Here is a 26,802-nt window from a genome sequence, read left to right on the forward strand (position 1 = left end):
CGGCCGGCTGCGGGCCGGCCGCGCACGTCACCGCTGGGTGCAGTCGGCGGCCGGGAGGACGGTGTCGGTGCCGTGCAGGGTGACCTGGGTGACGACGTCGGGCACGGCGGAGGTGCCGACGGTGCACACCAGCTGGTTGCGGGCCGGCTCCGAGAGGGTGCCCACGGCGAACGGCAGGTGGATGGTCAGCCCCTTGCCCGGCGTGTACGCGCTCACGCTCACCGCCTGTTCCTGCCCGTCGGGCACCCGGGGCAGCGCCGTGGTGAGGCCGGCCTCCTGGGCGGACGGGGTGGGGCCGTTCAGCAGCAGCCGCACGAGCGGCACGGGCGCGAGGGTGTACTCGGGGTTGATCACGAACGGGACCGGTACGAGCCGGTCGCCCTCCTTGGAGACGTAGTAGAGGACGGCGGCGTTCTTGCCGTTGGGGACCTTGACGGTGGCGGCGTGGCCGCTCTCGATCACCCCGGTGCGCTTGATCCCGCAGCCGGTGAGCAGCAGGGCGCAGCCCGCCAGCGCGGCCGTGGCCGCCGTGACCCGGGCTCTCGTCTTCCGCCCTCTCATACGCGGGCCTCCAGCGGCATGTCGAGGGTGAAGAGTGCTCCCCCGGTGGGCCCGTTGCCCGCCCGGAGGGTGCCGCCGTGCAGGCGCACGTTCTCCAGGGTGATGGCGAGTCCGAGGCCGCTGCCCGCGGAGCGGGTCCGGGCCGCGTCGGCCTTGAAGAAGCGGTCGAAGATGTGCGGCAGCACCTCGGGGGCGATGCCGGGCCCGCTGTCGGCGACCTCGATGAGCAGCCGTTCGCCGTCCGCGCCCGGTGCGGTCCGTACGGTGATCCGTACGGGGGCGCCGCCGTGCCGCAGGGCGTTGCCGACGAGGTTGGCGAGGACCACGTCGAAGCGGCGGGGGTCGAGGCGGGCGCGCACGCGTTCCGGCAGCCGGGTGACGACGCGCTCGTCGTCCCAGTGGCGTCGTTCGAGGGTCTTGCGGACGGCTTCGGCGATGTCGACGTCGTCGAGGTTGAGTTCGGCGGCGCGGGCGTCGAAGCGGGAGATCTCCATCAGGTCCTCGACGAGGACGGCGAGTTTGCCGGTCTCGGCACTGACCAGGCGCAGGGCCTTGGCGGTGTCGGCGTCGAGGTGCGAGGCGTCCTCGTCGAGGACCTCCGTCACGGCGAGCATCCCGGCGAGCGGGGTGCGCAGTTCGTGCGAGACGTCGGAGGCGAAGCGGCGGGCCCGGGTCTCCGCGTCCTGCAGTTCGCGCACGGACTGCTCGAGGGCGCGGGCGGTCTCGTTGAAGGTGCGGGCGAGTCCGGCGAGTTCGTCGGCGCCGCGGACCTCGATGCGGGTGTCGAGGCGGCCGCGGCCGAGGTGCTGGGCGGCCCGGCGCATGTCGCGGACCGGCCGCAGCACGCTGCGGGCGGCCAGCAGCGCGGGGACGATGGCGATGGCCAGCCCCGGGACGGCGCCCTGCTGGGCGGCCTCGACCATGGCTTCGACGGTCTGCTTCTCGGTGGAGAGCGGGACGCTGGCGTAGAAGACGGCCCCGGTGGACTCGGTGTAGCCGTTGTGCTCGAAGAGGGCGGGGACGCCGATCGTGAGCCACGGGTTGCCGCGCTGGTCCTCGGCGCGCTGGAAGGCGGCGTACTGGTTGTTGCGGACCTTCGTGCGCAGGTCGTCGGTGATGACGGTGGAGGTGGGCGTGCCCGGGTTGGTGGAGACGCGCAGGCCGGCGTACTCCCCGAAGACGATCCACGGGTGGGGTTTGCCGCGCTTGCCGAGCTCGGTGACGATGCGCTGGAGTTCGGGCTGGGTGAGGGGGAGGCGGATCTCCTGCTGCTCGACCTGGTCCCGCAGGGTGTTGACCGCGGTGTCCTGCGTCTGCTTGAGGATGGCGTTGCGCGCCTGCTGGTAGGTCAGGGCGGCGGTGGTCACCGCGCTGATCGCGGCGACCAGCAGGAAGGCCGCTATCAGCCGGGTGCGCAACCCGAGCGGTGCTATGCGTCGCACCCCGGCCTACAGGGGACCGAAGCGGTAGCCGAAGCCGCGCACGGTCTGTATGTAGCGGGGGCTGCCGTCGGGGTCCTCGATCTTGTGGCGCAGGCGGCGGACGCAGGCGTCCACGAGCCGGGAGTCGGCGTGGTAGCTGTGGTCCCAGACGTACTCGAGGAGCTGCTGGCGGGAGAAGACCTGCTCGGGTGAGGCCGACAGGTGCAGCAGCAGCTTGATCTCGCTGGGGGCGAGGGCGACGCGCTCGCCGTTCTTGGCGACGGTCAGCCCGGCGCGGTCGATGGCGAGTTCGCCGTGGACCGCGATCTCGTTGCGGGTGCCCACGGGGTCGCTGAGCCGGCGCAGTACGGCCTTGATGCGGGCTTCGATGACCTCGGTGCGGGCGGGTTTCACGATGTAGTCGTCGGCGCCGGCCTCCAGGCCGATGACTATGTCGAAGTCGTCGCCGCGCGCGGTGAGCATGATGATCGGCACCTCGCTGTTCTCGCGGATGCGGTGGCACACCTGCACCCCGTTCATGCCGGGCAGCATCAGGTCGAGGAGGACGAGTTCCGGGCGGAAGCCCGCCATCAGGGCGAGCCCCTCCTCACCGGTCTCGGCGGAGCTCACTTCGTGGCCGCGGCGGCGCAGGCCCAGGCCCACGCCCTCCCGGACGGACGGGTCGTCCTCGATCAGCAGTACACGTGGCATCCGGTCAGTATGCCAAGTCGTCGTGTGGCGCTTCCTCCCGCTATCGGCCGACCTTTCGCCGCAGGGAGTCCAGCAGGTCGGTGATCTCCGTCAGGCGCAACGGCCGGGCGAGGAGGACGACGACGAGAGCGAGGGCCGCGGTTCCCGCGCCGACCGCCGCGAAGTCGCCGAGGCCTTCGGCGGCCCGTGCGGCGGCGTACGCCGCGCCGGCTGCCGGGACGCAGGCGACCAGGAGCCGCAGGTGGGTCCGTACGGCCGTGGCGCGCCGCTCGGTACGGGTCCCGGTGCGCGGGCCGAGCCGGCGGGAGAGGGTGTACGCGGTCACGGTGGCGCCCGCGAGGAAGGCGAGGGAGGTGGCCGCGGCCATGCCGGTGACCGCCCAGCGGGGGGACAGCAGGAAGAAGGCGGCGGCGGACAGCCCGGCGTTCAGCGCGGCGATGACCAGGTTCAGGAAGAAGGGGGTCCGGGTGTCGGAGAGGGCGTAGAAGCCGCGCGAGAGCACGTACTGCGCGGAGAAGGCGACCAGGCCGGGGGCGAAGGCGACGAGCATGCCGGCCATGACCTCGATGCCGGCGGCGTCGGTGCGGCCGTACTCGAAGACGCTGCCCATCACCCAGGGGGCGAGGGCCGCGAAGAGCGCGGCGGCGGGGACGACGAGGGCGGCGCTGGAGCGCAGCGCGTAGGAGATGTCACCGCGCAGGGTGGCGAGTTCGCCGTCGGACGCGGCCGCGCTCATCCGGGGCATCAGGGCGGTCACGAGGGAGACGGTGATGATGCCCTGCGGGACGACCCACAGCTGGTAGGCGTTGCTGTAGGCGGCGTATCCGGCGCCGGGGATGCCGGCCAGGTCGGCCTCGACACCGGCGGTGGTGGAGAGCCGGGTGACGACCCAGTAGGCGATCTGGTTGGTGAGGACGAGCATGACCAGCCAGCCCGCGTTGCGCAGGGGGCGGCCGAGGCCGCTGCCGCGCCAGTCGAAGCGGGGGCGCCAGCGGAAGCGGGCGGCGCGCAGCGAGGGGACGAGGGCGAGGGCCTGGACGACGATGCCGGCGGTGGTGCCGAGGCCGAGCAGGCGGGTCTCGCCGGCGGTCAGGCCGTCCGCGGCGTCGTGGGAGACGTACAGGAAGAGCCCGAAGACGGCGATGATCACGAAGTTGTTGAGGACCGGGGTCCACATCATCGCGCCGAACCGGCCGCGGGCGTTCAGCACCTGGCCGAGCAGGGTGAAGAGCCCGTAGAAGAGGATCTGCGGCAGGCAGTAGCGGGCGAGCGCGACGGTGGTGCTCTCCTGGGCCCCGCTGTAGTCGGTGTACGCCCCGATGATCAGCGGTGCGGCGAGGACGGCCAGGGCGGTGAGCGCGACGAGCGCCGCCGCGCAGGCGGTGAGCAGGCGGTCGGTGTAGGCGGCGCCGCCGTCGGCGTGCTCCTTGGCGGCCCGGACCAGCTCGGGGACGAAGACGGCGTTGAGCGCGCCGCCGACGAGCAGCATGTAGATGATGTTCGGGACCGTGTTGGCCACCGCGTAGCCGTCGCCGAGCATGCCGACGCCCAGCGCGGCGACGACGACGGCGGAGCGGACGAAGCCGGTGGCGCGGGAGACGACCGAACCGGCCGCCATGAGCGCGCCGCTGCGCAGCACCGAGGTCTTGGCCGGTGCCGGGCCTCCATCGGCCGGGGAGCCGTCGGCCGGGGCGGCGGTGTGCCGGGCGTCGGTGGCCGTCACCGGCGCGCCAGGTAGGCCTGGAACGCCTTGTAGAGCGCCGCGTTGGCCACTCCGTCCATCGGGGTCTCCCATTCGCCGAGCGTTTCGACGACCTGCCCGCCGGTGCCGAGCTTCCAGCGCAGCAGCCCGAAAGAACGTTCGTCGGGGTCAAGGGTGGAGGGTACTCCGCGCATGTCGTACTCCTCGGCGCCGAGGGCGTGCGCGTCGCACATCATGCGCCACTGCAGGGCGTTGCTGGGACGCACCTCGCGCCGGTGGTCGGCGGAGGCGCCGGTCTGGTACCAGACGCGCTTCCCGGCGACGATCATCGTGTGGGCGGCGAGGATCTCGCCCCGGTGGATGCCCAGGTAGAGGCGCATGCGGCCGGGCTGCTCCGCGTTCAGGACCCGGTACTGCTGCTCGTAGTACGCGAGGGAGCGGCCGAGCCGGAAGCCGTCGCGCTCCTCGGTGACGCACAACAGCCGGTAGAACTCCGGCAGGTCGGCGGAGGTGCCGAGGACCGTCTCCACACCGGCTTTCGCGGCCTTGCGCACATTGCGCCGCCACTCCTGGTTCAGACCCGACCACAGGTCGTCCAGGGAGCGGTCGGCCAGCGGCACGCGGAAGACGTGGCGGGGCTGGGCGTCGCCGTCGTCCTCGCCGCCGCACCGCTTCCAGCCGCGGGTGCGCAGGCGGTCGGCGAGGGCGGCGCCCACCGGGTCGACCTCGGTGGCGAGCACGTCGGATATCTGCCGGCCGGTCCCGGCCCCGGCCTTGGCGGTGGCCGCGTCCCAGCGGCGGTAGGCGGGGGTGGGGCCGATGCGGACGGCGAAGGCGCCGGCGGAGCGCATGTGGCGCATGAGGGGATTCAGCCAGCGGTCGATGCGCGGGTCGGACCAGTCCGCGACGGGACCCTCGGGAAGGTAGGCGAAGTATTTCCGGGTGCCGGGGAATTGCCGGTAGAGAACGAGTCCGGCGCCCTCTATTTCACCGCCGGGGTAGTGCCATCCGACCTTTTCCGACCGCCAAAGGTCCTTTACCGCGGCCCAGGACGGGTACTGGAGGAAGCTGGCCCGACCGTGCCGGGAAAGGAACGCCTGGTATTCGGCGTCGGACAGGGTGCGCACCGTGAGCTCCCGGTCCTGGTCGCGGTACTGCTGGGCGGGGGTCACGAGCAGTGCACACATGGCTGTTCGGCCTTCCTGTACGTCCCGGACGGGCGGCGGGGATCGGGATGCACAGGACTCTCACAGCCGGCCATGACCGGACTGCGCGGCGATTGTGACCGGACGGTGACCGTTTTGCTGCGGTCCATGTCACAAGCGTCGCGGCGACATTTTCCGCGGATTGCGCAACCTAGAGTCGTCTTGTTCGCATCTGGGTTTGCGAACGGATGATTCTTGGGAGGGATTTACGTTGAGCCGCACACGCCGCACCGCCATGGCGGGTACCGCACTTCTGGCCGCCGCGCTGACCGCCTGCTCGGGCGGGAGCGACAGCGGGAGCGGTGCGTCGGGCAAGGCCGATATGAAGCCGAAGGCCGACATGGCGGTCTCGGTGAACCTCACGGGCGACCAGGTCAAGGCGGGCCAGCCCGTCACGGTGACCGTCGCCGAAGGCAAGCTGGCCCAGGTGAAGGTGACCGACGCGAAGGGCGCGGAGCTGCCGGGGAAGATAGCCGACGACGGCAGGACCTGGACCTCGGAGCGCAACGCGGCCCCCGGCGCGGAGTACAAGGTCGAGGCCCAGAACACCGAGAGCCAGAGCGCCACCACGCAGTTCAAGACGAGCGCCGCCGACAAGGTGAACAAGGTCTCGATCAACATACCCAAGGGCAGCACGGTGGGCGTGGCGATGCCGGTGTCGATCGTCTTCGACAACCCGGTGGCGAACAAGGCCGAGGTGGAGAAGCAGCTCAAGGTCACGACCTCGAACAACACCGAGGGCTCCTGGGGCTGGATCAAGGACTACTCCGGCAACGACCGCGTCGACTGGCGGCCCAAGGAGTACTGGAAGTCCGGCACGGACGTGAAGGTCGAGATGAACCTGAACGGCGTGGACTCCGGCAAGGGCGGCGGCCTGTTCGCCAAGGACTACAACACCGAGTTCAAGATCGGCAAGGACCGCCGGATCGAGGTCAGCCTCGACAGCAAGAAGTTGTCGGTGACCGAGGACGGCCAGGCGCAGAAGACGATCCCGATCTCGGCCGGCACTCCCGGCGGCAAGAAGGCGTCCTGGTCCGGGAAGATGGTGATCATGACGAAGGAGGGCACCATCCGGATGGACTCCCAGACGGTGGGCCTGGACGACGCCTACGACAAGATGGTCGACTACTCGATGCGGCTCACCTGGTCCGGCATGTACGCGCACGCCGCTCCGTGGAACTCCGCCAACTTCGGCCGCGCCAACAGCAGTTCCGGCTGCGTGGGGATGAGCGACGCCGACGCCAAGGAGTTCTTCGCGCAGTCCCAGATCGGCGACCCCTTCGAGGTCGTGGGCTCGGGCTCCAAGGGCAACGCCGACATCGGCAACGGTTACGGCGAGTGGAACCTGACCTGGGACGCCTGGAAGGCCAAGAGCGCCGCGAACGGGACCCCGCAGAACGGCTGAGCGTCAACCGCCCGTCCACTGACTCTCGTTCAATTGTTACCACCACGTAACTTACCGACGGGTTACCTCCAGTAACCCCCTCCCGTTACCGTCGGGTCACTTTGACAACCCCGGCGTACGCGAGGAGCGCTTGATGGAACGCACCACCACCGCCGCAGCCGTGGCAGCCCTGCTGGCGGCAGCCGCCCTGGGCCTGGCCCCCCACCAGGCCCAGGCGGCTCCCGCCCCCGCCGCGGCGGTCGCCGCCGACGCTCCGGCGGCCTCGCCGGAGCTGCGTTTCCACGACATCCCCGGCTCCGGCGGCATCACCCTCAAGGGCAACGTCTTCACCCCGGCCGGGGCGGTGAGCGGCCGGAAGTACCCGCTCATCGTGTTGCCCACCAGCTGGGGCATGCCCCAGATCGAATACATCGCCCAGGCCCGGAAGCTCGCCGACTCCGGCTACGTCGTGGTCAGTTACACCTCGCGCGGCTTCTGGCTCTCCGGCGGCGAGATCGAGGTGGCCGGCCCGCCGGACATCGCCGACGTCAGCGCCGTCATCGACTGGGCCCTGGCCAACTCCCCCGCCGACGCGGACCACATCGGCCTCGGCGGAGTCTCGTACGGCGCCGGCATCAGCCTGCTGGCCTCCGCGCACGACCCGCGCGTCAAGGCCGTGGTCGCGATGAGCGGCTGGGCCGACCTCATCGAGTCCATCTACTCCGGCCGCACCCAGCACCTCCAGGCCGCCGGGATGCTCGGCGCCGCCGGATACCTCACCGGCCGCCCCGGCCCCGAACTCCAGTCGATCCTGGGCGACTTTCTCGGCTCCCGGCTGGACCGGGAGCAGCAGATGATCGACTGGGGCAGGAAGCGTTCGGCCGCCGAGCAGGTGGACCGGATCAACGCCAACGGCGCCGCGGTCATGCTCGGCAACGCCTGGGGCGACACCATCTTCCCGCCCAACCAGTACGCGAAGTTCTACGAGCGGCTGACGGGCCCCAAGCGCCTGGAGTTCCGCCCCGGGGACCACGCCACCGCCGAGGGCACCGGCCTGCTCGGCCTGCCCAACGACACCTGGACCAACGCCCACCGCTGGTTCGACCGCTACCTCAAGGGCGAGCGCAACGGCGTCGACACCGAGGCCCCGGTGCAGATCAAGTCCCGCAGCGACGAGGGCTACGAGGGCTACGCCGACTGGAAGTCGGTCGGCTCGGGCGGCCGGGAGAGACTCGCGCTCTCCGACAGCGAGCACGTCTTCGCCAATGTCGACTCCGGCGCCAACGGCGGGATCATCTTCCTCTCCAGCATCCTCGACCAGTTCGTCAAGGCGCCCCCGACGGCCTCGATACCCCTGCTCCCCCGCGCCTTCGCCGCCGTATGGCAGTCGGAGCGCCACGACAGCCCGCGCCGCGTCCGCGGCACCGTCGCCCTGCACACCACCGTCACCCCCACCAAGGCCGACGGCACCTTCGTCGCGTACCTCTACGACGTCGGCCCGCTCGGCATCGGCAAGCTCGTCAGCAACGCCCCGTACACCTTCCACGGCCGCACGCCGGGCCAGGCGTTCGGGGTGGACCTGGAGCTCTTCTCCACCGCGTACGACGTGCCCGCGGGCCACCGGCTCGCCCTCGTCATCGACACCGTCGACCCGCTCTACATCGAGCACAACCCCACGGGGGCGCAGCTGACCTTCTCCTCGCCGCGCTCCGATCCCTCCTACGTCTCGGTCCCGCTGCGCGAGCAGTGACCGGCGGCTGCCGCCCGCCCCTCAGTGCTTGAGGATCTTGGAGAGGAAGTCCTTGGCCCGATCGCGCTCCGGAGCGGTGAAGAACTGCTCCGGAGCGCGGTCCTCGACGATCCGCCCGTCGGCCATGAAGACCACCCGGTTCGCGGCGGAGCGGGCGAAGCCCATCTCGTGCGTGACCACGACCATGGTCATGCCCTCGCGCGCGAGCTGCTGCATGACCTCCAGCACCTCGTTGATCATCTCCGGGTCGAGCGCCGAGGTGGGCTCGTCGAAGAGCAGGGCCTTGGGGTCCATGGCGAGGGCCCGGGCGATGGCGACCCGCTGCTGCTGGCCGCCGGAGAGCTGGGCGGGGAACTTCTCCGCCTGGTCGGCGAGGCCGACGCGGTCCAGGAGCTCCCGGGAGCGCCGGTCCGCCTCGCCGCGCCCGCGTCCGCGGACCTTGACCTGCGCGAGCGAGACGTTGGCGAGGACGGTCTTGTGCGCGAAGAGGTTGAAGGACTGGAAGACCATGCCGACCTCGGCGCGCAGCCGGGCCAGCTCCTTGCCCTCGGCGGGCAGCGGTTCCCCGTCCAGCAGGATCGTGCCCGACTCGACGGTCTCCAGCCGGTTGATGGCCCGGCACAGGGTGGACTTCCCGGAACCGGAGGGGCCGATGACCACCACCACCTCCCCGCGGCCCACGGTGAGGTTGATGTCCCGCAGGACGTGCAGCCGGCCGAAGTGCTTGTTGACGTCCCTCAGCTCGATCAACGGATCGACGGTCATGCGCTGCCCTGCCCCCTGGGTACCGGTGTGTCGAGGTCAGCGCAAACTATCCAGCCGCGGAAGGGCACTTCGCCTCGACACGCCGGGCACCGGGGCACCGGGCGCCCGGGCCTCAGCCCTCGGAGGCCTCCGCGTACGCCTGGCTGAGTTCGGGGGATCCGGTCATCGCCCAGGACACCCCCGATTCGATCACGTTCAGCTCGCGGCCCGAGGCGAGCAGGATCACCGGCTGGCCGTTGGGCCACACCTGCCAGCCGGCTCCCGGGATGGTCCGGACGATCACGGTCCCGAGGTAGAAGCCCGCGTCGTTGCCGAGCCAGGGCACCACCTCCGGGTCCCGGCGCCAGCGGGGCATCAACTGGTCCAGCGCCTCCAAGGAGCCCTGGCTCCCGTCGAGTTCGAGTCCGGCCGCCCGCGCGTGGACGCGCAGCATCTCACACTCCGAGAAGAGCTCGGCGACGCCCTCGGGATCGTCCGCGAGGGCGGCGGCGAGTCCCGCACCCTGTTCCGTTTCACGCCGGTTCAGCCAGTTGGCCAGGAAAGGGATGTTCATACCGCCCAGCGTCGCACCAGGATCCGCCGCTGGCCACAGGGCGCGCCTGGATCGGCGGCCCGGATGACGGCGGGCGAGGGCGGTCCGCCGCGGCCTAGCGGTCGAGGTCGAGGTCCACGACGACCGGGGCGTGGTCGGACGCGCCCTTGCCCTTGCGCTCCTCGCGGTCGACGTAGGCGTCGGTGACGGCCTTGCCGAAGGACTCGTTCCCGTACACCAGGTCGATGCGCATGCCCCTGTTCTTGGGGAAGGCGAGCTGGCGGTAGTCCCAGTACGTGTAGGGGCGGTCGTACTTGAGGGGACGCGGCACCACGTCGGAGAGCCCGGCGGCCCGCAGGGCCTCCAGGGCGGCCCGCTCGGCGGGGGTGACGTGGGTGAGACCGGCGAAGACGGCCGGGTCGTAGACGTCCTCGTCGGTCGGGGCCACGTTGAAGTCGCCGAGCACCGCGAAGGGGCGCGGGCCGGCCGCGTCCTGCGCGACGGCCGTGGTCAGCGAGCGGAGCCAGTCCAGCTTGTAGCCGTAGTGGTCGTGCTCGACCTCGCGGCCGTTGGGCACGTACACCGACCAGACCCGGACCCCGCCGCAGGTCGCGGAGATCGCGCGGGGCTCCTGGACCCCTTCGTAGTCGGGCCCGCCGGGCAGCCCGAGGACCACGTCGTCCAGGCCGACCTTGGAGAGCACGGCCACGCCGTTCCACCGGCCGGTGGCGTTGACGGCCGATTCGTAGCCCAGCTCGCGCAGCTCGGCGTGCGGGAACTGCTCCGCCGAGCACTTGGTCTCCTGGATGCACAGGACATCGGTGCCGGAGCTCTCCAGCCAGGCCAGCAGACGGGGCAGCCGGGCGGTGACGGAGTTGACGTTGAAGGTGGCGATACGCATGCGTTCCAACCTACCCCCCGGCACCGACACTCACAGGTCCGTGCTGTCCCCCGCCGTGAGTCGGCCGTGGTCGGTGCCGCCCAGGGCGTCCAGGGCGAAGTCGTAGATCGGCCTGGCGATGTCGGAGAGGTAGGCGTCGTGGATGTCGAGGGCCCGGCGCGGCTTGACCTCGCGGAGGTAGTCGATCACCTCGGCGACCTTGTTCCAGGGGGCGTGCACCGGGAGCATCAGGGTCTCCACCGGGACCCCGGGCACGGTCAGGGCGTCCCCGGGATGGAAGACGGAACCCTCCACGAGGTAGCCGACGTTCGTGACCCGCGGCATGTCCGGGTGGATCACCGCGTGCAGCTCCCCGTGCACCTGGACCTCGAACCCGGCGGCGGTGAAGGTGTCGCCGTGGCCGACGGTGTGCACCCGGCCCGGATAGGCGGCGGCGAGCTTGTCGGCGACGCTGCGCAGGGTCCACAGCCCGGCCGCGGGGTTGGCGTCGAGGGCGGCCCGCAGCCGGCCCTCCTCGAAGTGGTCGGGGTGTTCGTGCGTGACCAGCAGGGCGTCCGCCCCCAGGCCCGCGTCGGATTCGCTGAAGGCGCCCGGGTCGATGACGAGCGTGCGCCCGTCCTTCTCCAACTGGACGCAGGAGTGCAGCCGCTTGGTGAGCTTCATGATCCCAGGCTAGTGCTGTGACCGGCCCGAGTCAGGGGGTGGTCGTGGAGACCACGTAGACCCGGGGCTTCTCGGGGTCGGTGAGGTCCACCGTGATGTCCCGGGTGGGGCGCGGGTCCGGCTGTTCGAGGGTGGTCCCGTACCAGGTGGCCTCCGGGCTCCAGCTCCAGCCGGCGACCTCGGAGTCGTGCGCGGAGATCGATACCTCGCCCCGCTTCAGCCCGGCCCGGCTGGTGCCGACGGAGGCGAGGAAGGCGTCCAGGTCCTCGGGGGTCACCGCGAACGCGGTGAACAGCCGGCTGGTGCGCCAGTTGTTCGTCTCCAGGAACCCGACCCGCCAGGCCTTCGGCGGGATCGGGACCTCGTAGATGCTGCGCTGCACCTTGGAGGGCCAGCCGGGGCGCACCTCGGACGCGCCGACCTTGGCGGCCTTGTCCCGGCCGCTCTCGCGGCTCTGCTGGGTGGAGATCGCGAGGTACCCCGCCGGTACGCCGATCAGGAGCACGATGATGATCGCGGTGATCCAGCGGCGCTTGACGACGTGCCTGCGGTCCTCGGCGAGGGGCGGCGGCGTGGCGTCCGCGTCGGGTGCGGGGGCCTGGTGGGGCAGGGAGGGCGGTGTCACTGTTCGTCCTGGTCCTCGGATCCGGCGGGGTCGCGCCGGCCCAGCTGCTGCGCGTAGCGCTCGTACCGTTCGTAGCGCTCGACCCGCCGACGGGTGGCGCGGCGGAAGCGGCGGGCGACGAGCCGGGCGAGGTCGGCGGCGCCGACCATACCGGCCTCGGGGCCGAGCTGGGCCTTGGCGATGCGCGCCTCGGGGCGGTAGCCGCGGCCGGTGAGATGGCGGCGGAAGGCCTCGCGCGCGGGGCCGATCAGCAGGTCGTCGGCGGCGCTGACGCCGCCGCCGATGACGAAGCAGGAGGGGTCGAGGGCGGCGGCGAGGTTGGCGATGCCGACGCCGAGCCACTGGCCGATGTCCTGGAACAGTTCGACGCACATGGCGTCGCCCTCGCGGGCGAGCTCGGTGATGAGCGGCCCGGTGATCTCGTGGACGTTGCCGCCGACCCTGGCGATGATGTTGTACGCGACCGGGGAGTCGGCGGCGGCCAGCTCGCGGGCCTCGCGGACCAGGGCGTTTCCGGAGCTGTACTGCTCCCAGCAGCCGCGGTTGCCGCAGGGGCAGCGGTGGCCGCCGGGGACGACCTGCATGTGGCCGAACTCGCCGGCGACCCCGAAGCGGCCGCGCTTGACCTGGCCGCCCTCCAGGATGGCCCCGCCGATGCCGGTGCCGAGCGTGATCATGACGAGGTGGTCCTCGCCGCGGCCGGCGCCGAAGCGCCACTCGGCCCAGGCGGCGGTGTTGGCGTCGTTGTCGACCATGACCGGGACCGCGAGCCGGGACTGGAGCGCGTCGCGCAGCGGCTCGTCGCGCCAGGCCAGGTGGGGTGCGAACAGCACCCGGGAGCGGTCGGCGTCCACCCAGCCGGCGGCCCCGATGCCGACCGCGTGCACGTCGTGCCGGTCGGAGAGGTCCAGGACCAGCTCGACGATGGTGTCCTCGACGACCTTGGGGCTCTTGGACTTGTCCGGGGTCTCGGTGCGGATCTTCTCCAGGATGATGCCGTCGGCGTCGACGACCCCGGCCATCACCTTGGTGCCGCCGATGTCGATGCCGACCGTCGGCACGCGCGGGGCGGTCAGGTGCGACCGGCGCTCCCGGGTTCCGATGGTCCGCAGGACGGTGCCTCGCGCCGACCCCCGGTGGGTGAGCGTGAAGTCCCGGTACGTGCTCATCGAGTCGTGTCGTCCCTCTTGGCTGGGGTGGTACGGGAAGCCGGGTCGGCTGCGCCGGGTGGGGCGTCTGCCCCCGATTCTGCCACTCGCTCCAGTTCGTGGCTCAGTTCGTCCAGCTCGGAGCCGCCGGCCATCTGCCGGGTGAGCTCGTCGAGCGTGATCGAGTCGCGGGTGTGGCTGCCCGCCATGGTGCCGCGCTTGAGGAGGACGAAACGGTCCCCCACCAGGTACGCGTGGTGCGGGTTGTGGGTGATCAGGACCACGCCGAGGCCCGCGTCGCGGGCGGCGGCGACGTACTTGAGGACCACCCCGGACTGCTTCACGCCGAGGGCCGCGGTGGGCTCGTCGAGCACGAGGACCTTGGCGCCGAAGTACACGGCGCGGGCGATGGCCACGCACTGGCGTTCACCGCCGGAGAGGGTGCCGATGGGCTGGTCGACGTCGCGCAGGTCGATGCCCATGCGCAGCAGCTCGGCGCGGGTGGTCTCGCGCATGAGGGGCACGTCGAGGCGGCGGAAGGGGCCGCGGCCCCTGGTGGGCTCGGAGCCGAGGAAGAAGTTGCGCCAGACCGGCATCAGCGGGACGACGGCGAGGTCCTGGTAGACGGTGGCGATGCCGCGGTCCAGGGCGGCGCGCGGGTTGGGGAGCACGGTCTCCTCGCCCTCGATCTCGAAGGTGCCGGCGTCGTGCCGGTGCAGGCCCGCGATGATCTTGATGAGGGTGGACTTGCCGGCGCCGTTGTCACCGAGGACACAGGTGATCTCGCCCGCGGAGACCTCCAGGGAGACCCCCTGGAGGGCGCGGATGTTGCCGTAGTACTTGCTGACGTCGGTCAGCCTCACGAGTGCGTCGCCGGTCATGCCCGTGCCTCCGCCCGCTTGCGGACCCATGCGTTGAGCAGCGTGGCCAGCAGGAGCATCGCGCCGAGGAAGAACTTGAACCAGTCCGGGTTCCACTGCGCGTACACGATGCCGTTGCTGGTCATGCCGAAGATGAAGGCGCCGACCGCCGAGCCGATGGCGGAGCCGTAGCCGCCGGTCATCAGGCAGCCGCCGATGACGGCCGCGATGATGTAGAGGAACTCGTTGCCGACGCCCTCGCCCGACTGGACCACGTCGAACGAGAAGAGGATGTGCTGCCCGGAGATCCAGGCGCACAGGGCGACGCCCATGTAGAGGCCGATACGGGTCTTCACGACGGGCACGCCGGTCGCGCGGGCCGCGTCGGCCCCGCCGCCCACGGCGAAGATCCAGTTGCCGGCGCGGGTGCGCAGCAGGATCCAGGTGGCCACGGCGACGATGGCCAGCCACCACAGGATGGTGACCTTGAGGGTGACCGAGCCGACGTTCCACTGCGAGGCGAAGAGGGCCCGGGCGGAGGAGAAGCCCTCCATGTCGGCGATGGTCTTGGTGGAGACCGAGCCGCTGATCAGCTTGGTGAAGCCGAGGTTCAGGCCGGTCAGCATCAGGAAGGTGCCGAGCGTGATGATGAAGCTGGGCAGCCTGGTGCGGGTCAGCATGAAGCCGTTGAAGAAGCCGATGGCGAGCGTCACCAGCAGGGACACCGCGACGCCGACCCAGACGTTCGCCGTCATCTGGTAGCTGAACATCGAGCTCACCAGCGCGGAGGTCGTGACCATGACACCGGCGGAGAGGTCGAACTCGCCGCCGATCATCAGCAGGGCCACCGGAGCGGCCATGATCCCGATGGTGGAGGCCGAGTACAGGATCGTGCTCAGGCTGGAGGCCTGCAGGAAGCTGGGGGCGGCGAAGGAGAAGAAGACGAAGACGGCGGCGGCGCCGACCACGGAGCCCAGCTCCGGGCGGGCGAGCAGTTTCCGCACGGCGGAGGTGGGCGCGAGCCGTTCGTCGACGGCGGCGGGCGCGCTCATCGGCTGCCCCGCTTGATGAACTCCTCCAGCTTGGACGCCTCGGCGGCGGTGACGATCTGCGGTCCGGTGAGCACCGGGCGGTCGCCGCCGAGCACGTTCGCGTTGTAGCGGTACAGCCAGAGCAGGTCGATGGCCTCGTAGCCCTGGAGGTAGGGCTGCTGGTCGACGGCGAAGCCGAGGGCCCCGGACTTGAGGTCGCGGGCCACCGACGCGTTGAGGTCGAAGGTGTCGACCTCGGCCTTGCTCGCCGCCGCGTCCTTCGCCTTGATCGCGGTCGGGGCGAAGGGGGCGCCGAGGGTGACGATCGCGTCGACGGCCGGGTCGGCCTGGAGCTTCGCCTGGATCGACGCCTGGACGGAGGGCATGTTGGTGCCCTCGACGTACAGGTTCTCCATCGTGCCGGAGAAGGTCTTCTTCGCCCCGGCGCAGCGCTGCTCGTGGCCCACGTTGCCCTGCTCGTGCAGGACGCAGACGGCCTTCTTGCGGCCGCGCTTGTTCAGCTCGGTGCCGACCGCCTCGCCGGCGATCTCCTCGTCCTGGCCGATGTGGGTCAGCGCGCCGTACTCGGCGGACTGGGCGGAGCCGGAGTTGACCGTGATCACCGGGATGCCGGCCTTCACGGCCTTGGCGATGACGTCCTTGAGGGCCTCCGGCTTGGCGAGGCTGACGACGATCCCGTCGACCTTCTGGTCGATGGCGTTCTGCACGAACTGCGCCTGCTGCTGGGCCTGGTCGTCGTGGGCGTAGACGAAGTTGATGTTGTCCTTCGCCGCGGCCTCCTTGGCGCCCTTCTGGACGATGTCCCAGAAGGTGTCGCCGTCGCCCGCGTGCGTGACCATCGCGAAGGTCCAGCGCGGGGTGGAGACGGCGGGCCGGCCCGCCTCGGCGGCCTTCGCCCGCTCCTCGGCGCGCTTGCCCCCCGTACTGCTGCAGCCCGCGAGCGAGGCCCCCAGTACCGCCGCGAGCACGGCGCCCACGACGCGCACCCCTGTCCGAACCCTAGCCACGTCGCCGTGCCCTTCCCTCGTCATCAATGCGGTCCGCCGTCGAGCCGGTCACCAATCCGGTCATTCCGGCTCCATTCCGGTCCAGCCGCTCAGTATCCGCCACAGTCGACCATGAAGGGTCATCGGGGCACGCGGGCGCAGGTTGACATGCGCGGGCGGATTGACAGGTTCCGCCGACAGGGTCAGGTTGAGTGCATGCGCATCGGGCTCATCGGAACGGGCCGGATCGGGTCCTTCCACGCGGCGGCGCTCGCCCGCCACCGGGATGCGGGCTCGCTCCTGCTCGCGGACGCCGATCCCGCGCGGGCGGCGCGCCTCGCCGACCGGCTCGGGGCCACTGCCGCGCCCAGCGTGGAGCAGGTCTTCACCTGGGGCGTGGACGCGGTGGTCGTGGCGTCGGCGACCGAGGCGCACGCGGATCTGGTCGTACGGGCGGTGCGCGGCGGGCTGCCGGTGTTCTGCGAGAAGCCGCTGGCCCCGGACCTGAACCGGACCCTGGCGGCGCTGCGCGAGGTGAGGGCCGCGGGCGGGTTGCTCCAGGTGGGGTTCATGCGCCGCTTCGACGCGGGCTACGGCACGGCCCGGGAGCTGGTCCGTTCCGGCGCCCTGGGGCGGCTGCACACCGTACGGACGACGACGGCCGATCCCGCGCCGCCGGCCGCCGCGTACCTGGCGACCTCGGGCGGGCTGTACCGGGACTGCCTGGTGCACGACTTCGACATGGTCCGCTGGGTGACCGGGCGCGAGGTGGTCGAGGTGTACGCGGCCGGATCGGACGCCGGTCCGCCGCAGTTCCGGGAGACGGGCGACGTCGACACGGCGGCCGCCGTGCTGACGCTGGACGACGCGACCCTGGTCACGGCCACCGGCACGCGGTGCAACGGCGCCGGGTACGACGTACGGATGGAGCTGGCCGGGGAGCTGGACCAGGTCTCGGTGGGACTGGACGACCGGACTCCGATCGCCTCCACCGAACCGCACGGCCCGCCGCCGGCGAGCAAGCCGTGGACCGGCTTCCTGGAACGTTTCGCCCCGGCGTACGAGGCCGAGCTGGCGGCCTTCATCCGGCTGGTGCGGGGTGAGGGGCCCAACGCGTGCGACGGCCGGGAGGCGCTGGCGGCCTTCCGGATCGCGGAGGCCTGCGAACTCTCGCGCCGGGAGCGGCGCCGGGTCCGGCTGGAGGAGCTCCCGGACCTGCCGGTTCTGTAAGCGGGGCACGGGGGCCACCCTAAGCCGGGTGATCACCTGTGGCTGCGACGCTTTCCGGCCACCCTCGGGCGGTGGTGACGGCGCGCCGTCCCCAGGCGGTGCCACCCAGGACCAGCAGGGCGCCCGCGTATCCGAGGAGCCCCGGATCCTCCCCTCCGATGGCGATGCCCGCGGCGGCCGCCCACAACGGCTCGGTGCCGAGCAGCAGGCTGACCCGGGAGGGCGAGGTGCGGCGCACGGCCCACATCTGCACGAAGAAGGCGAAGAGGGTGCAGAAGACGGAGAGGAAGGCCAGCCCGGCCCACTGCGCGGCCCCGAAACCGGCCGCGGCGGCCCACGGGCTCGCCCCGGTCCCGGGCGCGGCGGCCAGCAGCGCGAAGACGAGCACGGCGCCGCCGAGCTGCACGGTGGTCAGCGACAGCGAGTCGGCGTCCCGGACCGCCTCGATGCGGGCCATGAGCAGGACGTGCAGCGTCCGGGCGAGGGCGGCGCCGAGGATCAGCAGGTCACCGAGGCCGGGCGCGGTGAATCCCGCGCCCTGGGTGAGCAGCACGACACCGGCCACGGAGACGGCCGCGGCCCCGAGGAATCCACCGGAGGGCGCCTGCCGCCGCGTCGCGGCCTCGGCCAGCGGGGTGAAGATCATGGTCAGGCTGATGATCAGCCCGGCGTTGGTCGCGGAGGTGTGGACGACCCCGTAGGTCTCCAGGAGGAAGATCCCGCCGAGCACGAGGCCCAGCAGCCCGGCGGCGCGGGACTGCGCCGGGGACAGGGCGCGCAGCCGCGACCAGCCGGCGACGGCGAGGACGGGCAGGACCAGGGCGAACCGCAGCACGAGCACGGCGATGACGGTGTGCGCGGTGGTGATGCCCTTGGCGGCGAGGTAACTGCCGCCCCATACGACGGCGACGGCCAGGACCGGCAGGTCGGCGAGCCAGGCGGCCCGGCGGGGGGCTCCGACGGTGGGCGAGAGCACGGTCAACGCAGGTCTCCGAGAACTCGTCAGGGGTGGAGACATCGGCGGCTCGCACGGGTGCAGGGGGCACGCTACCGGAGCCGATCATGCCGGGCGACCCGTTTCCCGGCCGCCCGCGCCGGGCCCGTAGCATCGGGCGCATGGCTGATCTCTACGCCCTGGACCTGGCGTTCGACCTGCTCGACACCACGCCGGAAGCCGTGCTCGCGGAGGTCCGGCGCCAGCTGGCGCCGGACAGCGGACTCCTCTGCGCCCGCGGCCCGGCCCGGCGCGTCCGGGGCGTGCTCGTCGGAGAGTTCGCCCCGACCGAACACGGCGGCTGGGCGCTGACGGCCCGCCAGGAGATCCACGCGGAACAGCTGCCGGAGCTGGAGGACTTCCTGCTGGTCGTGGCCCCCCACATCCGCCCGCCGGGCCCGGTCGGCCGCATCCGCCACTACGAACACGAGGCCCCCGACCTGCTGGTCCTGCGCGAGGGCCGCGTGGTCCAGCTCGTCCTCGACCCCCGCTGACTCAGGTGAACGTGCCGAAGGGCTGACTAGGTGAACGTGCCGAAGGCGGCCCGCCCCTTCGGACGGTAGGTGTGGATGGAGGTGCCGACCGAGGTCGTACGGGAGTCCGTCACCTCGAAGGCGGTCGGCAGTCCGCCGGTCGGGAACAGCTTGCGGCCCGCGCCCAGGAACACCGGGAAGACCAGCAGGTTCAGCTCGTCCACGAGGTCCCGGGCGAGCAGCCACTGCGCGAGCTGCCCGCTGCCGTGCACCTGGAGCTCTCCCTCCAGCGCGTCCTTGACGCGGACGATCTCGCTCTGCAGGTGCTCCCCGTCGAGCACGGTGACCGGGCCCCAGGCGGGCTCCTCCAGCGTGGTGGAGGCCACGTACTTCGGCAGCCGGTTGAGGTTGCCCGCGATGGGGTCGGCCGGATCGTCGTGGTGCGGCCAGTACCCGGCGAAGATCTCGTACGTCCGCCGCCCGAGCAGGAACGCCCCGGTCCGCCCGTAGACGTCCTTGACGAACTCCAGCATGCCCTCGTCGGCGAACGGCACCAGCCACCCGCCGTACTCGAACCCGCCGCTGCGGTCCTCCTCCGTGCCCCCGGGCGCCTGCATCACGCCGTCGAGGGTCACGAAGGTGGTCAGGGTCAGCTTGCCCATGGCTCTGCGCTCCCAGCTCGGTCGTCCCTACACGAAGGCAGACTCCCGGACCTCGGAAACCTCATCGCGACGCCACGCACACCGCCGCGCGCGAACGCGAGGTCGGATTCCTGCCAGCGTCCCGGAGCGCTCATGGATTTGATTGAACTCGCAACCAGATGGTGGCCGATCGAGGAGGAACGTCATGGACGGCAAGGTGGCACTGGTGACGGGCGGCAGCCGGGGGATCGGGGCCGCGACCGTCTTGCGGCTGGCCGAGAAGGGCGCGGACGTCGCGTTCACCTACGTCAACGGCGTGGAGGCCGCGGCCGAGGTGGCCGGGAAGGTCGAGGCGCTCGGGCGGCGGGTGCTCGCGGTGCGGGCCGACGCCGGGGATTCGGGGGCCGGCGCCGAGGTCGTGGGGCGGGTCGTGCGGGAGTTCGGGCGGCTCGACGTGCTGGTCAACAACGCCGGTGTGGGTGTGCTCGGACCGCTGGAGGCGCTGACCGCGGCCGATGTGGACCGGGTGCTCGCGGTCAACGTGCGCGGGGTGTTCACCGCCGCGCAGGCCGCGGCCGCCGAACTGGGGCAGGGCGGGCGGATCATCACCATCGGCAGCTGCATGACCCAGCGGGTGCCGGGGCCCGGCGGAACCCTCTACGCGATGAGCAAGTCGGCGCTGATCGGGCTGACGAAGGCCCTCGCCCGGGAGCTGGGCGGGCGCGGGATCACCGCGAACATCGTCCACCCGGGGCCAGTGGACACCGACATGAACCCCGCCGACGGGCCGTACGCCGACCCGCAGGCGGCGATGACCACCCTGGGACGCTTCGGCACGGCGGGCGAGGTGGCCGACATGGTGGCCTTCCTGGCCGGGCCCGGGGCGGCGTACGTCACGGGGGCGGAGTTCGCGGTGGACGGCGGCCACGCCGCGTAGGGCTCGCGTTTGTGCGCGGTCCGCGAAGGTCCGAGCTGCTCCGGCAGGTCACGCCAAGGTGAGCAGGGGAATCTCGGGGCACCTGGGCCCTCGTCGTACGGCCAAGCCGGGGCGGAGCGGGTAGATCGGCGCCGACCGGGGCATCGCGGTCGGCGCCGTACGGAAAGGGACTCGTTCGGTACCGGGAGTGACGCGGACAGTGGTTCCAGCGCTGAAGGGCATGGGGTGCCCTCTCGAGCGCGCCCCGGCATCAGTCGCTCTGCTTCCCGATCCCAGAGGCCACCACGCATGCACCCACCCTTCGGCATCCCGGATCAGGACACGATGGAGCTCTTCCCCGGTGACATCGGTGCGTACGGCACGGCGCAGGCGCCGCCGGGCCCGGCCGCCGCCGAGGCCCCCGTCTTCGTCGACACGTCGGGGCGCAGACAGCGCCGGGTGCGCCGCTGGAGCTACCTGCTGGTGGTACCGGCCGTCGCCTATGTCGTGCTGCTCTTGAGCACCCTGCTGGGCGGCCCCACGTTCCAGTCGCCTTTCCTGCCCTCCGCTCAGGCTCCCCACACCCCCGCGCCCGGGGGCACGGGAGGGGCCGGCACCGCCGGCCCCGCCACCCGTGGTCCGGCGAGCAGCAGCACGCGCTCCGCCCCGGCCGCCTCGCACAGTGGCGCCGCACCCTCCCCGGCTGCCACGACCGTGACCGCCCAGGGGACGCCCAGCACCGGGCAGGGCCCGACGAAGGCCGCGACCGGTCCGGCAGACCCGGGTCCGTCGCCTCGCGGCGGAGGCCGGGGCCGCGTCACCGCTCCTCCCGGCCAGGGTGGCGGCAAGCCCACCGGCCGTCCCTGAGCCGGCCACATCCGGCACGTCCGTCACGCCGGACCGGCCCAGCACAGTGCGGGCAGCCGGCACCGCACCACCCCACGCAGCAGGCAGGAAGTGCCACCCTTGTCGAAGAACCGTCGCCGCCGCCCCCACGGCAGGCACAGCACCGTAGTACGCAACGTCCCCCTGCGCACCCACTGGCTGTTGCTGACCGCGCTCGTGCTCACCCTTTCGGCGGCGTTGCTCCTCCAGGGCTACACCCAGCACCTGTTCGACTCCACCCCCGACGGGGCTCACCGTGAGCAGGGTCCGGGAACGTCCGTACCGGCGAAGATCAGCTCCGGCGGGCCGGTGATCGAGGGGGAGGCGGCCCGCACCGCTGCCCCGGCGGCCCGCACGATCGCCCTGACCTTCGACGACGGCCCCGACCCCGTCTGGACCCCGAAGATCCTCGACGTGCTGCGCCGCAACGCCGTGCCCGCGACCTTCTTCACCGTCGGCACCCGGGTCGCCGAGAATCCCGACCTCGCCCGCCGGATCGTCGACGAGGGCCACCAGATCGGCCTGCACAGCTTCACCCACACCGATCTCGGCGCCGCGTCCGCCTGGCGGCGTTCCCTGGAACTGCGCGAGACCCAGCTCGTCATCGCCGGCGCCACCGGCGTCACCACGCCGCTGCTGCGCCCGCCGTACTCCTCCACCGGCAAGGCGCTCGACGACGCCGACTGGAGCGCCGTCGTCCAGGCCGGGCAGGAGGGGTACCTGACCGTCCTGACGACCCTGGACAGCGAGGACTGGCGACGCCCGGGCGTGGAACAGATCGTCGCCGGCGCCACACCCAAGGACACCGCCGGGCAGATCGTGCTCCTGCACGATGCGGGCGGAGACCGCACGCAGACGGTCGCCGCGCTCGAGGAGCTCGTGCCGCGGCTGAAGGCCTCCGGCTGGACATTCGCCACGGTGGGCGACGCGGTCGCCCTGCGGGGGGCCGTGCAGCCCGCCGCGACCACGGACCGGTGGCAGGGCCTCGCCCTGATCACAGCGATCCGTACCAGCGACCGGATCCTCGAAGCCCTCTCGTGGCTGCTGTGGGCGGCGGGCGCGATCAGCCTGCTGCGTGCGGTCGCCGTCTTCGTCGCCGCACGCCGGCACGTACGGATGCGCCGAAAGCCGTGGGGTGCTGCGGTCACCGAACCCGTGAGCGTCATCGTCCCCGCCTACAACGAGAGCGCCGGCATCGAGGCGGCCGTCCGCTCCCTCGTGGCCTCCGACCACCAGCTCGAGGTCATCGTCGTCGACGACGGCTCCACGGACGGCACCGCCGACATCGTCGAGGCTCTCCGGTTGCCCGGCGTACGGGTCATCCGGCAGCAGAACGCCGGAAAGCCGGCGGCCCTCAACACGGGTATCGCGGCCGCCTCCTGCAATCTGCTCGTCATGGTCGACGGCGACACCGTTTTCGAACCGGACGCCGTCCGCATGCTCGTCCAGCCCTTCGCCCACCGCCGGGTGGGCGCGGTCTCCGGCAACGCCAAGGTGGTCAACCGGGGAGGACTGCTCGGACGCTGGCAGCACATCGAGTACGTCGTCGGCTTCAACCTCGACCGCCGTCTGTTCGACCTGGCCGAGTGCATGCCCACCGTGCCCGGCGCCGTCGGCGCGTTCCGCCGCGAGGCACTGCTGCGGGTCGGCGGTGTCAGCGACACCACCCTGGCCGAGGACACCGACCTCACCATGGCCCTGTGCCGGGACGGCTGGCGCGTCGTCTACGAGGAGCGGGCCAAGGCCTGGACGGAAGCACCCGCCTCGCTCGGTGCCCTGTGGAAGCAGCGCTACCGGTGGTGCTACGGCACCCTCCAGGCCATGTGGAAGCACCGGGGCGCCCTCGCCCAGCGGGGGCAGGCCGGCAAGCTCGGGCGACGCGGTCTGGGCTACCTGCTGATGTTCCAGGTCCTGCTGCCCCTGCTCGCGCCCGTCGTGGACGTCTTCGCCGTCTACGGCCTGGTCTTCCTCGACCCCCTGCGCATCCTCGGCCTGTGGACGGCGTTCCTGCTCCTCCAGGTCCTGATGGGCCTGTACGCGTTCCGCCTGGACGGGGAGCGGCCGGGCCCGCTGTGGAGCCTGCCGCTGCAACAGTTCGTCTACCGCCAGCTCATGTACCTGGTGGTGATCCAGTCCGTCTTCACCGCCGTCACCGGCTCCCGACTGCGCTGGCAGCGGATGGAGCGCTACGGCAGCCTGCACGTACCCGCCACCCCCTCCGAGCCGCTGACCGCGGTGCCGTCCCGGCCGTCCGGCCCTTCGTACGGCCGACCGCCCGCGCCCGGGGCGCCGCAGGTTGCCGGGGCTTGGGACGGTCCCGCGGCGGAGCCGCACGGCGGCTACGGGGCGGACCCTGCCTGGGCGCCCCACGCACCGGCACCGATCCCGCACAGCCCGCAGGACCACATCTGGCCCTCACAGGTGCACCGCGACCTGTAGTCCGCAATCCGCCGGAAGCGGCGGAAGCCCCGGCGGGCCCGCAGGCCCGCCGGGGCGGGGTAGCGCTCGGGAGCCGGCTCAGCCGTTGACGTTGACGGCCTTCCAGGCGGCCGCCACCTGCTGGTACTCCGCGCTGGTCGAGCCGTACAGGTCGGCCGTCGCCTGCAGGGTCGCCGTGCGCGCTCCCGCGTAGTTGGTGGTCGACGTCATGTAGGTCGAGAGCGCCTTGTACCAGATCTTGTAGGCCTTGGTGCGGCCGATCCCGGTCACCGTCGAACCGTCGTAGGTGGGCGAGTCGTACGAGACCCCGTTGACGGTCTTCGCGCCGCTGCCCTCGGAGAGCAGGTAGAAGAAGTGGTTGGCCACGCCCGAGGAGTTGTGCACGTCGAGCCGGCCCACGGTCTTGGACCAGTAGTCGGCCGAGGCGCCGTCCTTGCTGGGCTTGTCCATGTAGCGCAGCGGCGTGCCGTTGCCGCGGATGTCGATCTTCTCACCGATGAGGTAGTCGCCGACGTCGGCGGAGTTGTTGGCGAAGAACTCCACCGAGGTGCCGAAGATGTCGCTGGTGGCCTCGTTGAGGCCGCCCGACTCGCGGCTGTAGTTCAGCTTGGCCGTGGCGGCGGTCAGGCCGTGGCTCATCTCGTGGCCGGCGACGTCGAGGGAGGTGAGCGGCTTCTGGTTGGCGGCGCCGTCGCCGTAGGTCATGCAGAAGCAGGCGTCGGACCAGAAGGCGTTGACGTAGGCGTTGCCGTAGTGGACGCGGGAGTAGGCGGCCTTGCCGTCCCCGGCGATGCCGTTGCGGCCGAATTCGGACTTGTAGAAGTCCCAGGTCACGGCAGCGCCGTAGTGGGCGTCGGCGGCGGCCGTCTGGCGGTTCGACGGCAGTCCGTCGCCCCACTTGTCGTCGGCGTCGGTGAACAGGCTTCCCGCGCCGGTGGTGCCTCCGTTCAGGTCGTAGGTCTTGTGGCCGCCGCGGACGCCGTCGGTCAGGCTGTAGGACGCCCCGCTCTGCGTGGTGTCCAGCGTGACGGAACCGGAGTACTGGCTCGTACCGGTGCCGGTGTCGATGGCCTCGTAGGAGTACAGCTCGGCCCCGGTGGCGGCGTCCGTGATGACGTGCCGCTCGCTGGGGGTTCCGTCGTGCTGGGTGCCGGTGACGACGGCCTCGTAGGCGAAGACCGGGGTTCCGCTCGCCGCCCAGACGACCTGGCGGGCACCGGCGGGCGCGGCCTTGAGGGAGGAGCGGGCGGCGGCCGGGGCTATTCGGGCCTCGATGCCCTTGGTGGTCTTGCGGCGGCCGTCCTTCTTCTGGTGGACCACCAGATCCCCGCCGAGGACCGGCAGCCCGGCGTAGGTGCGCTCGTAGCGGGTGTGGACCGTACCGTCGGCGTCCTTGATCACATCGCGGGCCACGAGACGCTCGTCGTCGGCCAGGCCGATGGCCCGCGCGGTGTCGGCCGCCGTGTTCTGGGCCGCGGTGATCGCCTGGACGCGCGCGTCGGCGGTGAGGGCGAGCGCGGTGGCTCCCTCCTCGCGCTCGGCCGAGGCGTTGGCGGAGCCGCTCTGGACGGAGATCGCGACCATCGCCGCCGACGCGACGACGGCGGCGGCGCGCAGCACTCGGGTGCCGCTGCGGGGGGCGCGGGATGAGGACGTGGGGAGGGTCACTCGTGCTCCTTCAATTGCCGTGGGGGGCCAGGCGGTTGAGATTGCCAGGAAGAAGCAGTGGATTGACAGGTATGCAACAAGAATTTGACCAGCTGTTGTCCGGAGAGAGGGGAGCGATGTTCGCTGAGCGACCAAAAGTGGAACATTGTGCTCCCCCGGACGCGGCGTGCACCGCGTCCGGGGAAGGGCGCGGCCGTTACTGGACGCCGGGGATCTGCCGGGCCTTGAACGCGGCGCGCACGGCGTCCGCGGCGTTGGCGCCGTACATCCGCTGGGCGGTCGAGACAGTCGTCAGGGCGGCGTCCTTGAACGACGTGTCCGGCGCGAAGCCGAACTGGGCGTTGACGATGATGCGGTCGGCGGTCCGGGCGCCCAGGGCGTTGCGGATGTCGAAGAGGGCACGGGACCAGATCTCCCCGTCCGCGTGGACCTCGCCCTCCAGGTCGCCGTACACCTTGTTCCCGTCGACGCGGCGCAGGCAGTGCGGGGCGTCGCTGTAGGAGGCCGCGTCCCAGTCGGCGACGCAGGCCAGGTCGGCCCGCCGCGGCCAGCCGTACGCGGCGGCCGCATGGGCGCCGACCTCGACGGCCAGGTAGTCACCGAAGGCCTCGCCTATCGCGCCGGCCTCGGGCGAGGTGCCGAAGCCGGGGACCTGGGCGTTGTGCACCGCGTGGCCGTATTCGTGGACGATCACCTCCGCGTCCTCGGCGTCGTCGACACCGCCCTTGCCGAAGCGGATCTCGGCCTTCTTGTCCGAGAAGAAGGAATTGTCCGCGCCCCACTGGCTGATGCGGATCGGCTGGACCCGGTCGTTGGCCCCGGGCAGTTCGGTGCCGAAGCCCAACCCCTGCAGGTACTCCTGGGCCTCATTGACCCAGAAGTAGCCCATGACCTGCTCGAACTGGTCGTCGCTGCGGTTGTACGCGGTCGCGTCCGCGGGGTTCGCCGAGGAGCCGGTGTCCGATCTGACGTACGCCCACCGACCCGACAACCGGCCGCTGGCGTCCAGGTTGCGGAGCGCGGCCGTGGTGTAGGCCGAGGCGGGCACGGCGCCGGCGGAGTCCTTGGCGTCGGCCAGGGTCTGATCCCCCGAGGACTGAACGGGGTTGACCATGAAGATGCGGGCCTGGGGCAGTGCGGCCGCCGGGGCGGACCCGGACCCGGACGCCGAGGCGGGTCCGGTCAGGGCGACCAGGGTCAGGGCGGCGGTGGCCGTGGCGGCGGCCGCGGTGTTCAGAGCGCGGGGTGTGCGGCGGGACATGGACATCCTCCTGTGAGGGGCGCGTCGTG

At 71.7% G+C, this 26,802-nt stretch carries 25 protein-coding genes; 7 read left to right on the forward strand and 18 right to left on the reverse strand.

The window, feature by feature from the left end; translation table 11 throughout:
* Window positions 1-27: 27 nt before the first annotated feature.
* From ACZ6JT_RS06280 to ACZ6JT_RS06300, 5 genes are read right to left on the reverse strand one after another with little or no spacing between them, the layout of a single operon-like run.
* Complete coding sequence (locus tag ACZ6JT_RS06280; protein WP_469207692.1) at window positions 28-561, reverse strand: hypothetical protein; 534 nt, start codon at window positions 559-561, stop codon at window positions 28-30.
* The gene (locus tag ACZ6JT_RS06285) at window positions 558-2,003 is read right to left on the reverse strand and encodes an ATP-binding protein (RefSeq protein ID WP_469207694.1); all 1,446 of its coding nucleotides are present in this window, start codon (window positions 2,001-2,003) and stop codon (window positions 558-560) included. The genes ACZ6JT_RS06280 and ACZ6JT_RS06285 overlap by 4 nt, the downstream gene beginning before the upstream one ends.
* Window positions 2,004-2,009: 6 nt before the next feature.
* Window positions 2,010-2,693 (reverse strand): response regulator, encoded by a 684-nt coding sequence (locus tag ACZ6JT_RS06290; RefSeq protein ID WP_469207696.1) that lies wholly within the window; start codon window positions 2,691-2,693, stop codon window positions 2,010-2,012.
* A gap of 40 nt (window positions 2,694-2,733) precedes the next feature.
* Window positions 2,734-4,416 (reverse strand): murein biosynthesis integral membrane protein MurJ, encoded by a 1,683-nt coding sequence (gene murJ / locus ACZ6JT_RS06295; RefSeq protein ID WP_469207698.1) that lies wholly within the window; start codon window positions 4,414-4,416, stop codon window positions 2,734-2,736.
* Window positions 4,413-5,582: a lipid II:glycine glycyltransferase FemX gene (locus tag ACZ6JT_RS06300; protein WP_469207700.1), complete on the reverse strand. Its 1,170-nt coding sequence runs from the start codon at window positions 5,580-5,582 to the stop codon at window positions 4,413-4,415. The genes murJ and ACZ6JT_RS06300 overlap by 4 nt, the downstream gene beginning before the upstream one ends.
* 253 nt (window positions 5,583-5,835) lie before the next feature.
* Between ACZ6JT_RS06300 and ACZ6JT_RS06305 the strand changes: the two genes are divergently transcribed.
* Entirely contained in the window at window positions 5,836-7,005 is a 1,170-nt protein-coding gene (locus tag ACZ6JT_RS06305; RefSeq protein WP_469208231.1) for a L,D-transpeptidase, read from the forward strand.
* Window positions 7,006-7,138: 133 nt separating this feature from the next.
* Window positions 7,139-8,734: a CocE/NonD family hydrolase gene (locus ACZ6JT_RS06310; RefSeq protein ID WP_469207702.1), complete on the forward strand. Its 1,596-nt coding sequence runs from the start codon at window positions 7,139-7,141 to the stop codon at window positions 8,732-8,734.
* 21 nt (window positions 8,735-8,755) lie between these two features.
* Here the strand turns inward: ACZ6JT_RS06310 and ACZ6JT_RS06315 are convergent, their stop codons facing one another.
* The 9 genes from ACZ6JT_RS06315 to ACZ6JT_RS06355 all read right to left on the reverse strand — a co-directional run bounded on the left by ACZ6JT_RS06315 (window position 8,756) and on the right by ACZ6JT_RS06355 (window position 16,287).
* Window positions 8,756-9,499 (reverse strand): amino acid ABC transporter ATP-binding protein, encoded by a 744-nt coding sequence (locus ACZ6JT_RS06315; RefSeq protein WP_469207704.1) that lies wholly within the window; start codon window positions 9,497-9,499, stop codon window positions 8,756-8,758.
* A 112-nt stretch (window positions 9,500-9,611) separates the two neighbouring features.
* On the reverse strand, window positions 9,612-10,052 hold the full coding sequence (locus ACZ6JT_RS06320; protein ID WP_469207706.1) for a DUF6278 family protein: 441 nt from the start codon (window positions 10,050-10,052) through the stop codon (window positions 9,612-9,614).
* Between the two features lie 94 nt (window positions 10,053-10,146).
* Window positions 10,147-10,932, reverse strand: coding sequence for an exodeoxyribonuclease III (locus ACZ6JT_RS06325; RefSeq protein WP_469207708.1), 786 nt, complete (start codon window positions 10,930-10,932; stop codon window positions 10,147-10,149).
* Window positions 10,933-10,962: 30 nt separating this feature from the next.
* On the reverse strand, window positions 10,963-11,595 hold the full coding sequence (locus ACZ6JT_RS06330) for an MBL fold metallo-hydrolase (RefSeq protein WP_469207710.1): 633 nt from the start codon (window positions 11,593-11,595) through the stop codon (window positions 10,963-10,965).
* 31 nt (window positions 11,596-11,626) lie between these two features.
* Window positions 11,627-12,220 (reverse strand): hypothetical protein, encoded by a 594-nt coding sequence (locus ACZ6JT_RS06335; protein WP_469207712.1) that lies wholly within the window; start codon window positions 12,218-12,220, stop codon window positions 11,627-11,629.
* On the reverse strand, window positions 12,217-13,389 hold the full coding sequence (locus ACZ6JT_RS06340; RefSeq protein ID WP_469207714.1) for an ROK family glucokinase: 1,173 nt from the start codon (window positions 13,387-13,389) through the stop codon (window positions 12,217-12,219). The genes ACZ6JT_RS06335 and ACZ6JT_RS06340 overlap by 4 nt, the downstream gene beginning before the upstream one ends.
* On the reverse strand, window positions 13,386-14,279 hold the full coding sequence (locus tag ACZ6JT_RS06345; protein ID WP_469207716.1) for an ATP-binding cassette domain-containing protein: 894 nt from the start codon (window positions 14,277-14,279) through the stop codon (window positions 13,386-13,388). Before ACZ6JT_RS06345 ends, ACZ6JT_RS06340 begins: the two co-directional genes overlap by 4 nt.
* Entirely contained in the window at window positions 14,246-15,280 is a 1,035-nt protein-coding gene (locus ACZ6JT_RS06350; RefSeq protein WP_469207718.1) for an ABC transporter permease, read from the reverse strand. The genes ACZ6JT_RS06345 and ACZ6JT_RS06350 overlap by 34 nt, the downstream gene beginning before the upstream one ends.
* Window positions 15,277-16,287, reverse strand: a complete 1,011-nt coding sequence (locus ACZ6JT_RS06355) for a substrate-binding domain-containing protein (protein ID WP_469207720.1) — start codon at window positions 16,285-16,287, stop codon at window positions 15,277-15,279. Before ACZ6JT_RS06355 ends, ACZ6JT_RS06350 begins: the two co-directional genes overlap by 4 nt.
* A gap of 195 nt (window positions 16,288-16,482) precedes the next feature.
* Here ACZ6JT_RS06355 and ACZ6JT_RS06360 point away from each other — a divergent pair, with 195 nt between their 5' ends.
* A complete protein-coding gene (locus tag ACZ6JT_RS06360; RefSeq protein WP_469207722.1) occupies window positions 16,483-17,496 on the forward strand; it encodes a Gfo/Idh/MocA family protein in 1,014 nt (337 codons plus the stop codon).
* Window positions 17,497-17,515: 19 nt separating this feature from the next.
* Here the strand turns inward: ACZ6JT_RS06360 and ACZ6JT_RS06365 are convergent, their stop codons facing one another.
* Window positions 17,516-18,478, reverse strand: coding sequence for a DMT family transporter (locus ACZ6JT_RS06365; RefSeq protein ID WP_469207724.1), 963 nt, complete (start codon window positions 18,476-18,478; stop codon window positions 17,516-17,518).
* A gap of 134 nt (window positions 18,479-18,612) precedes the next feature.
* Here ACZ6JT_RS06365 and ACZ6JT_RS06370 point away from each other — a divergent pair, with 134 nt between their 5' ends.
* Complete coding sequence (locus ACZ6JT_RS06370) at window positions 18,613-18,984, forward strand: hypothetical protein (protein ID WP_469207726.1); 372 nt, start codon at window positions 18,613-18,615, stop codon at window positions 18,982-18,984.
* Between the two features lie 26 nt (window positions 18,985-19,010).
* Here ACZ6JT_RS06370 and ACZ6JT_RS06375 read toward each other — a convergent pair whose 3' ends face one another.
* Window positions 19,011-19,625 (reverse strand): dihydrofolate reductase family protein, encoded by a 615-nt coding sequence (locus tag ACZ6JT_RS06375; RefSeq protein WP_469207728.1) that lies wholly within the window; start codon window positions 19,623-19,625, stop codon window positions 19,011-19,013.
* A gap of 184 nt (window positions 19,626-19,809) precedes the next feature.
* On the opposite strand from ACZ6JT_RS06375, the gene ACZ6JT_RS06380 reads away from it, so the two are divergent.
* The 3 genes from ACZ6JT_RS06380 to ACZ6JT_RS06390 all read left to right on the forward strand — a co-directional run bounded on the left by ACZ6JT_RS06380 (window position 19,810) and on the right by ACZ6JT_RS06390 (window position 23,844).
* Entirely contained in the window at window positions 19,810-20,541 is a 732-nt protein-coding gene (locus tag ACZ6JT_RS06380) for an SDR family oxidoreductase (RefSeq protein WP_469207730.1), read from the forward strand.
* A 288-nt stretch (window positions 20,542-20,829) separates the two neighbouring features.
* Window positions 20,830-21,387 carry a hypothetical protein gene (locus ACZ6JT_RS06385; protein WP_469207732.1) on the forward strand — a complete coding sequence of 186 codons (558 nt, stop codon included), beginning with the start codon at window positions 20,830-20,832 and terminating at the stop codon, window positions 21,385-21,387.
* Window positions 21,388-21,486: 99 nt separating this feature from the next.
* Entirely contained in the window at window positions 21,487-23,844 is a 2,358-nt protein-coding gene (locus ACZ6JT_RS06390; RefSeq protein ID WP_469207734.1) for a bifunctional polysaccharide deacetylase/glycosyltransferase family 2 protein, read from the forward strand.
* Window positions 23,845-23,922: 78 nt separating this feature from the next.
* Here the strand turns inward: ACZ6JT_RS06390 and ACZ6JT_RS06395 are convergent, their stop codons facing one another.
* Both ACZ6JT_RS06395 and ACZ6JT_RS06400 read right to left on the reverse strand, forming a co-directional pair.
* The gene (locus tag ACZ6JT_RS06395) at window positions 23,923-25,428 is read right to left on the reverse strand and encodes a M4 family metallopeptidase (RefSeq protein WP_469208233.1); all 1,506 of its coding nucleotides are present in this window, start codon (window positions 25,426-25,428) and stop codon (window positions 23,923-23,925) included.
* A gap of 280 nt (window positions 25,429-25,708) precedes the next feature.
* Complete coding sequence (locus ACZ6JT_RS06400; RefSeq protein ID WP_469207736.1) at window positions 25,709-26,773, reverse strand: M4 family metallopeptidase; 1,065 nt, start codon at window positions 26,771-26,773, stop codon at window positions 25,709-25,711.
* Window positions 26,774-26,802: the final 29 nt, after the last annotated feature.

This window comes from Streptomyces sp. NPDC046308, from assembly GCF_055588065.1.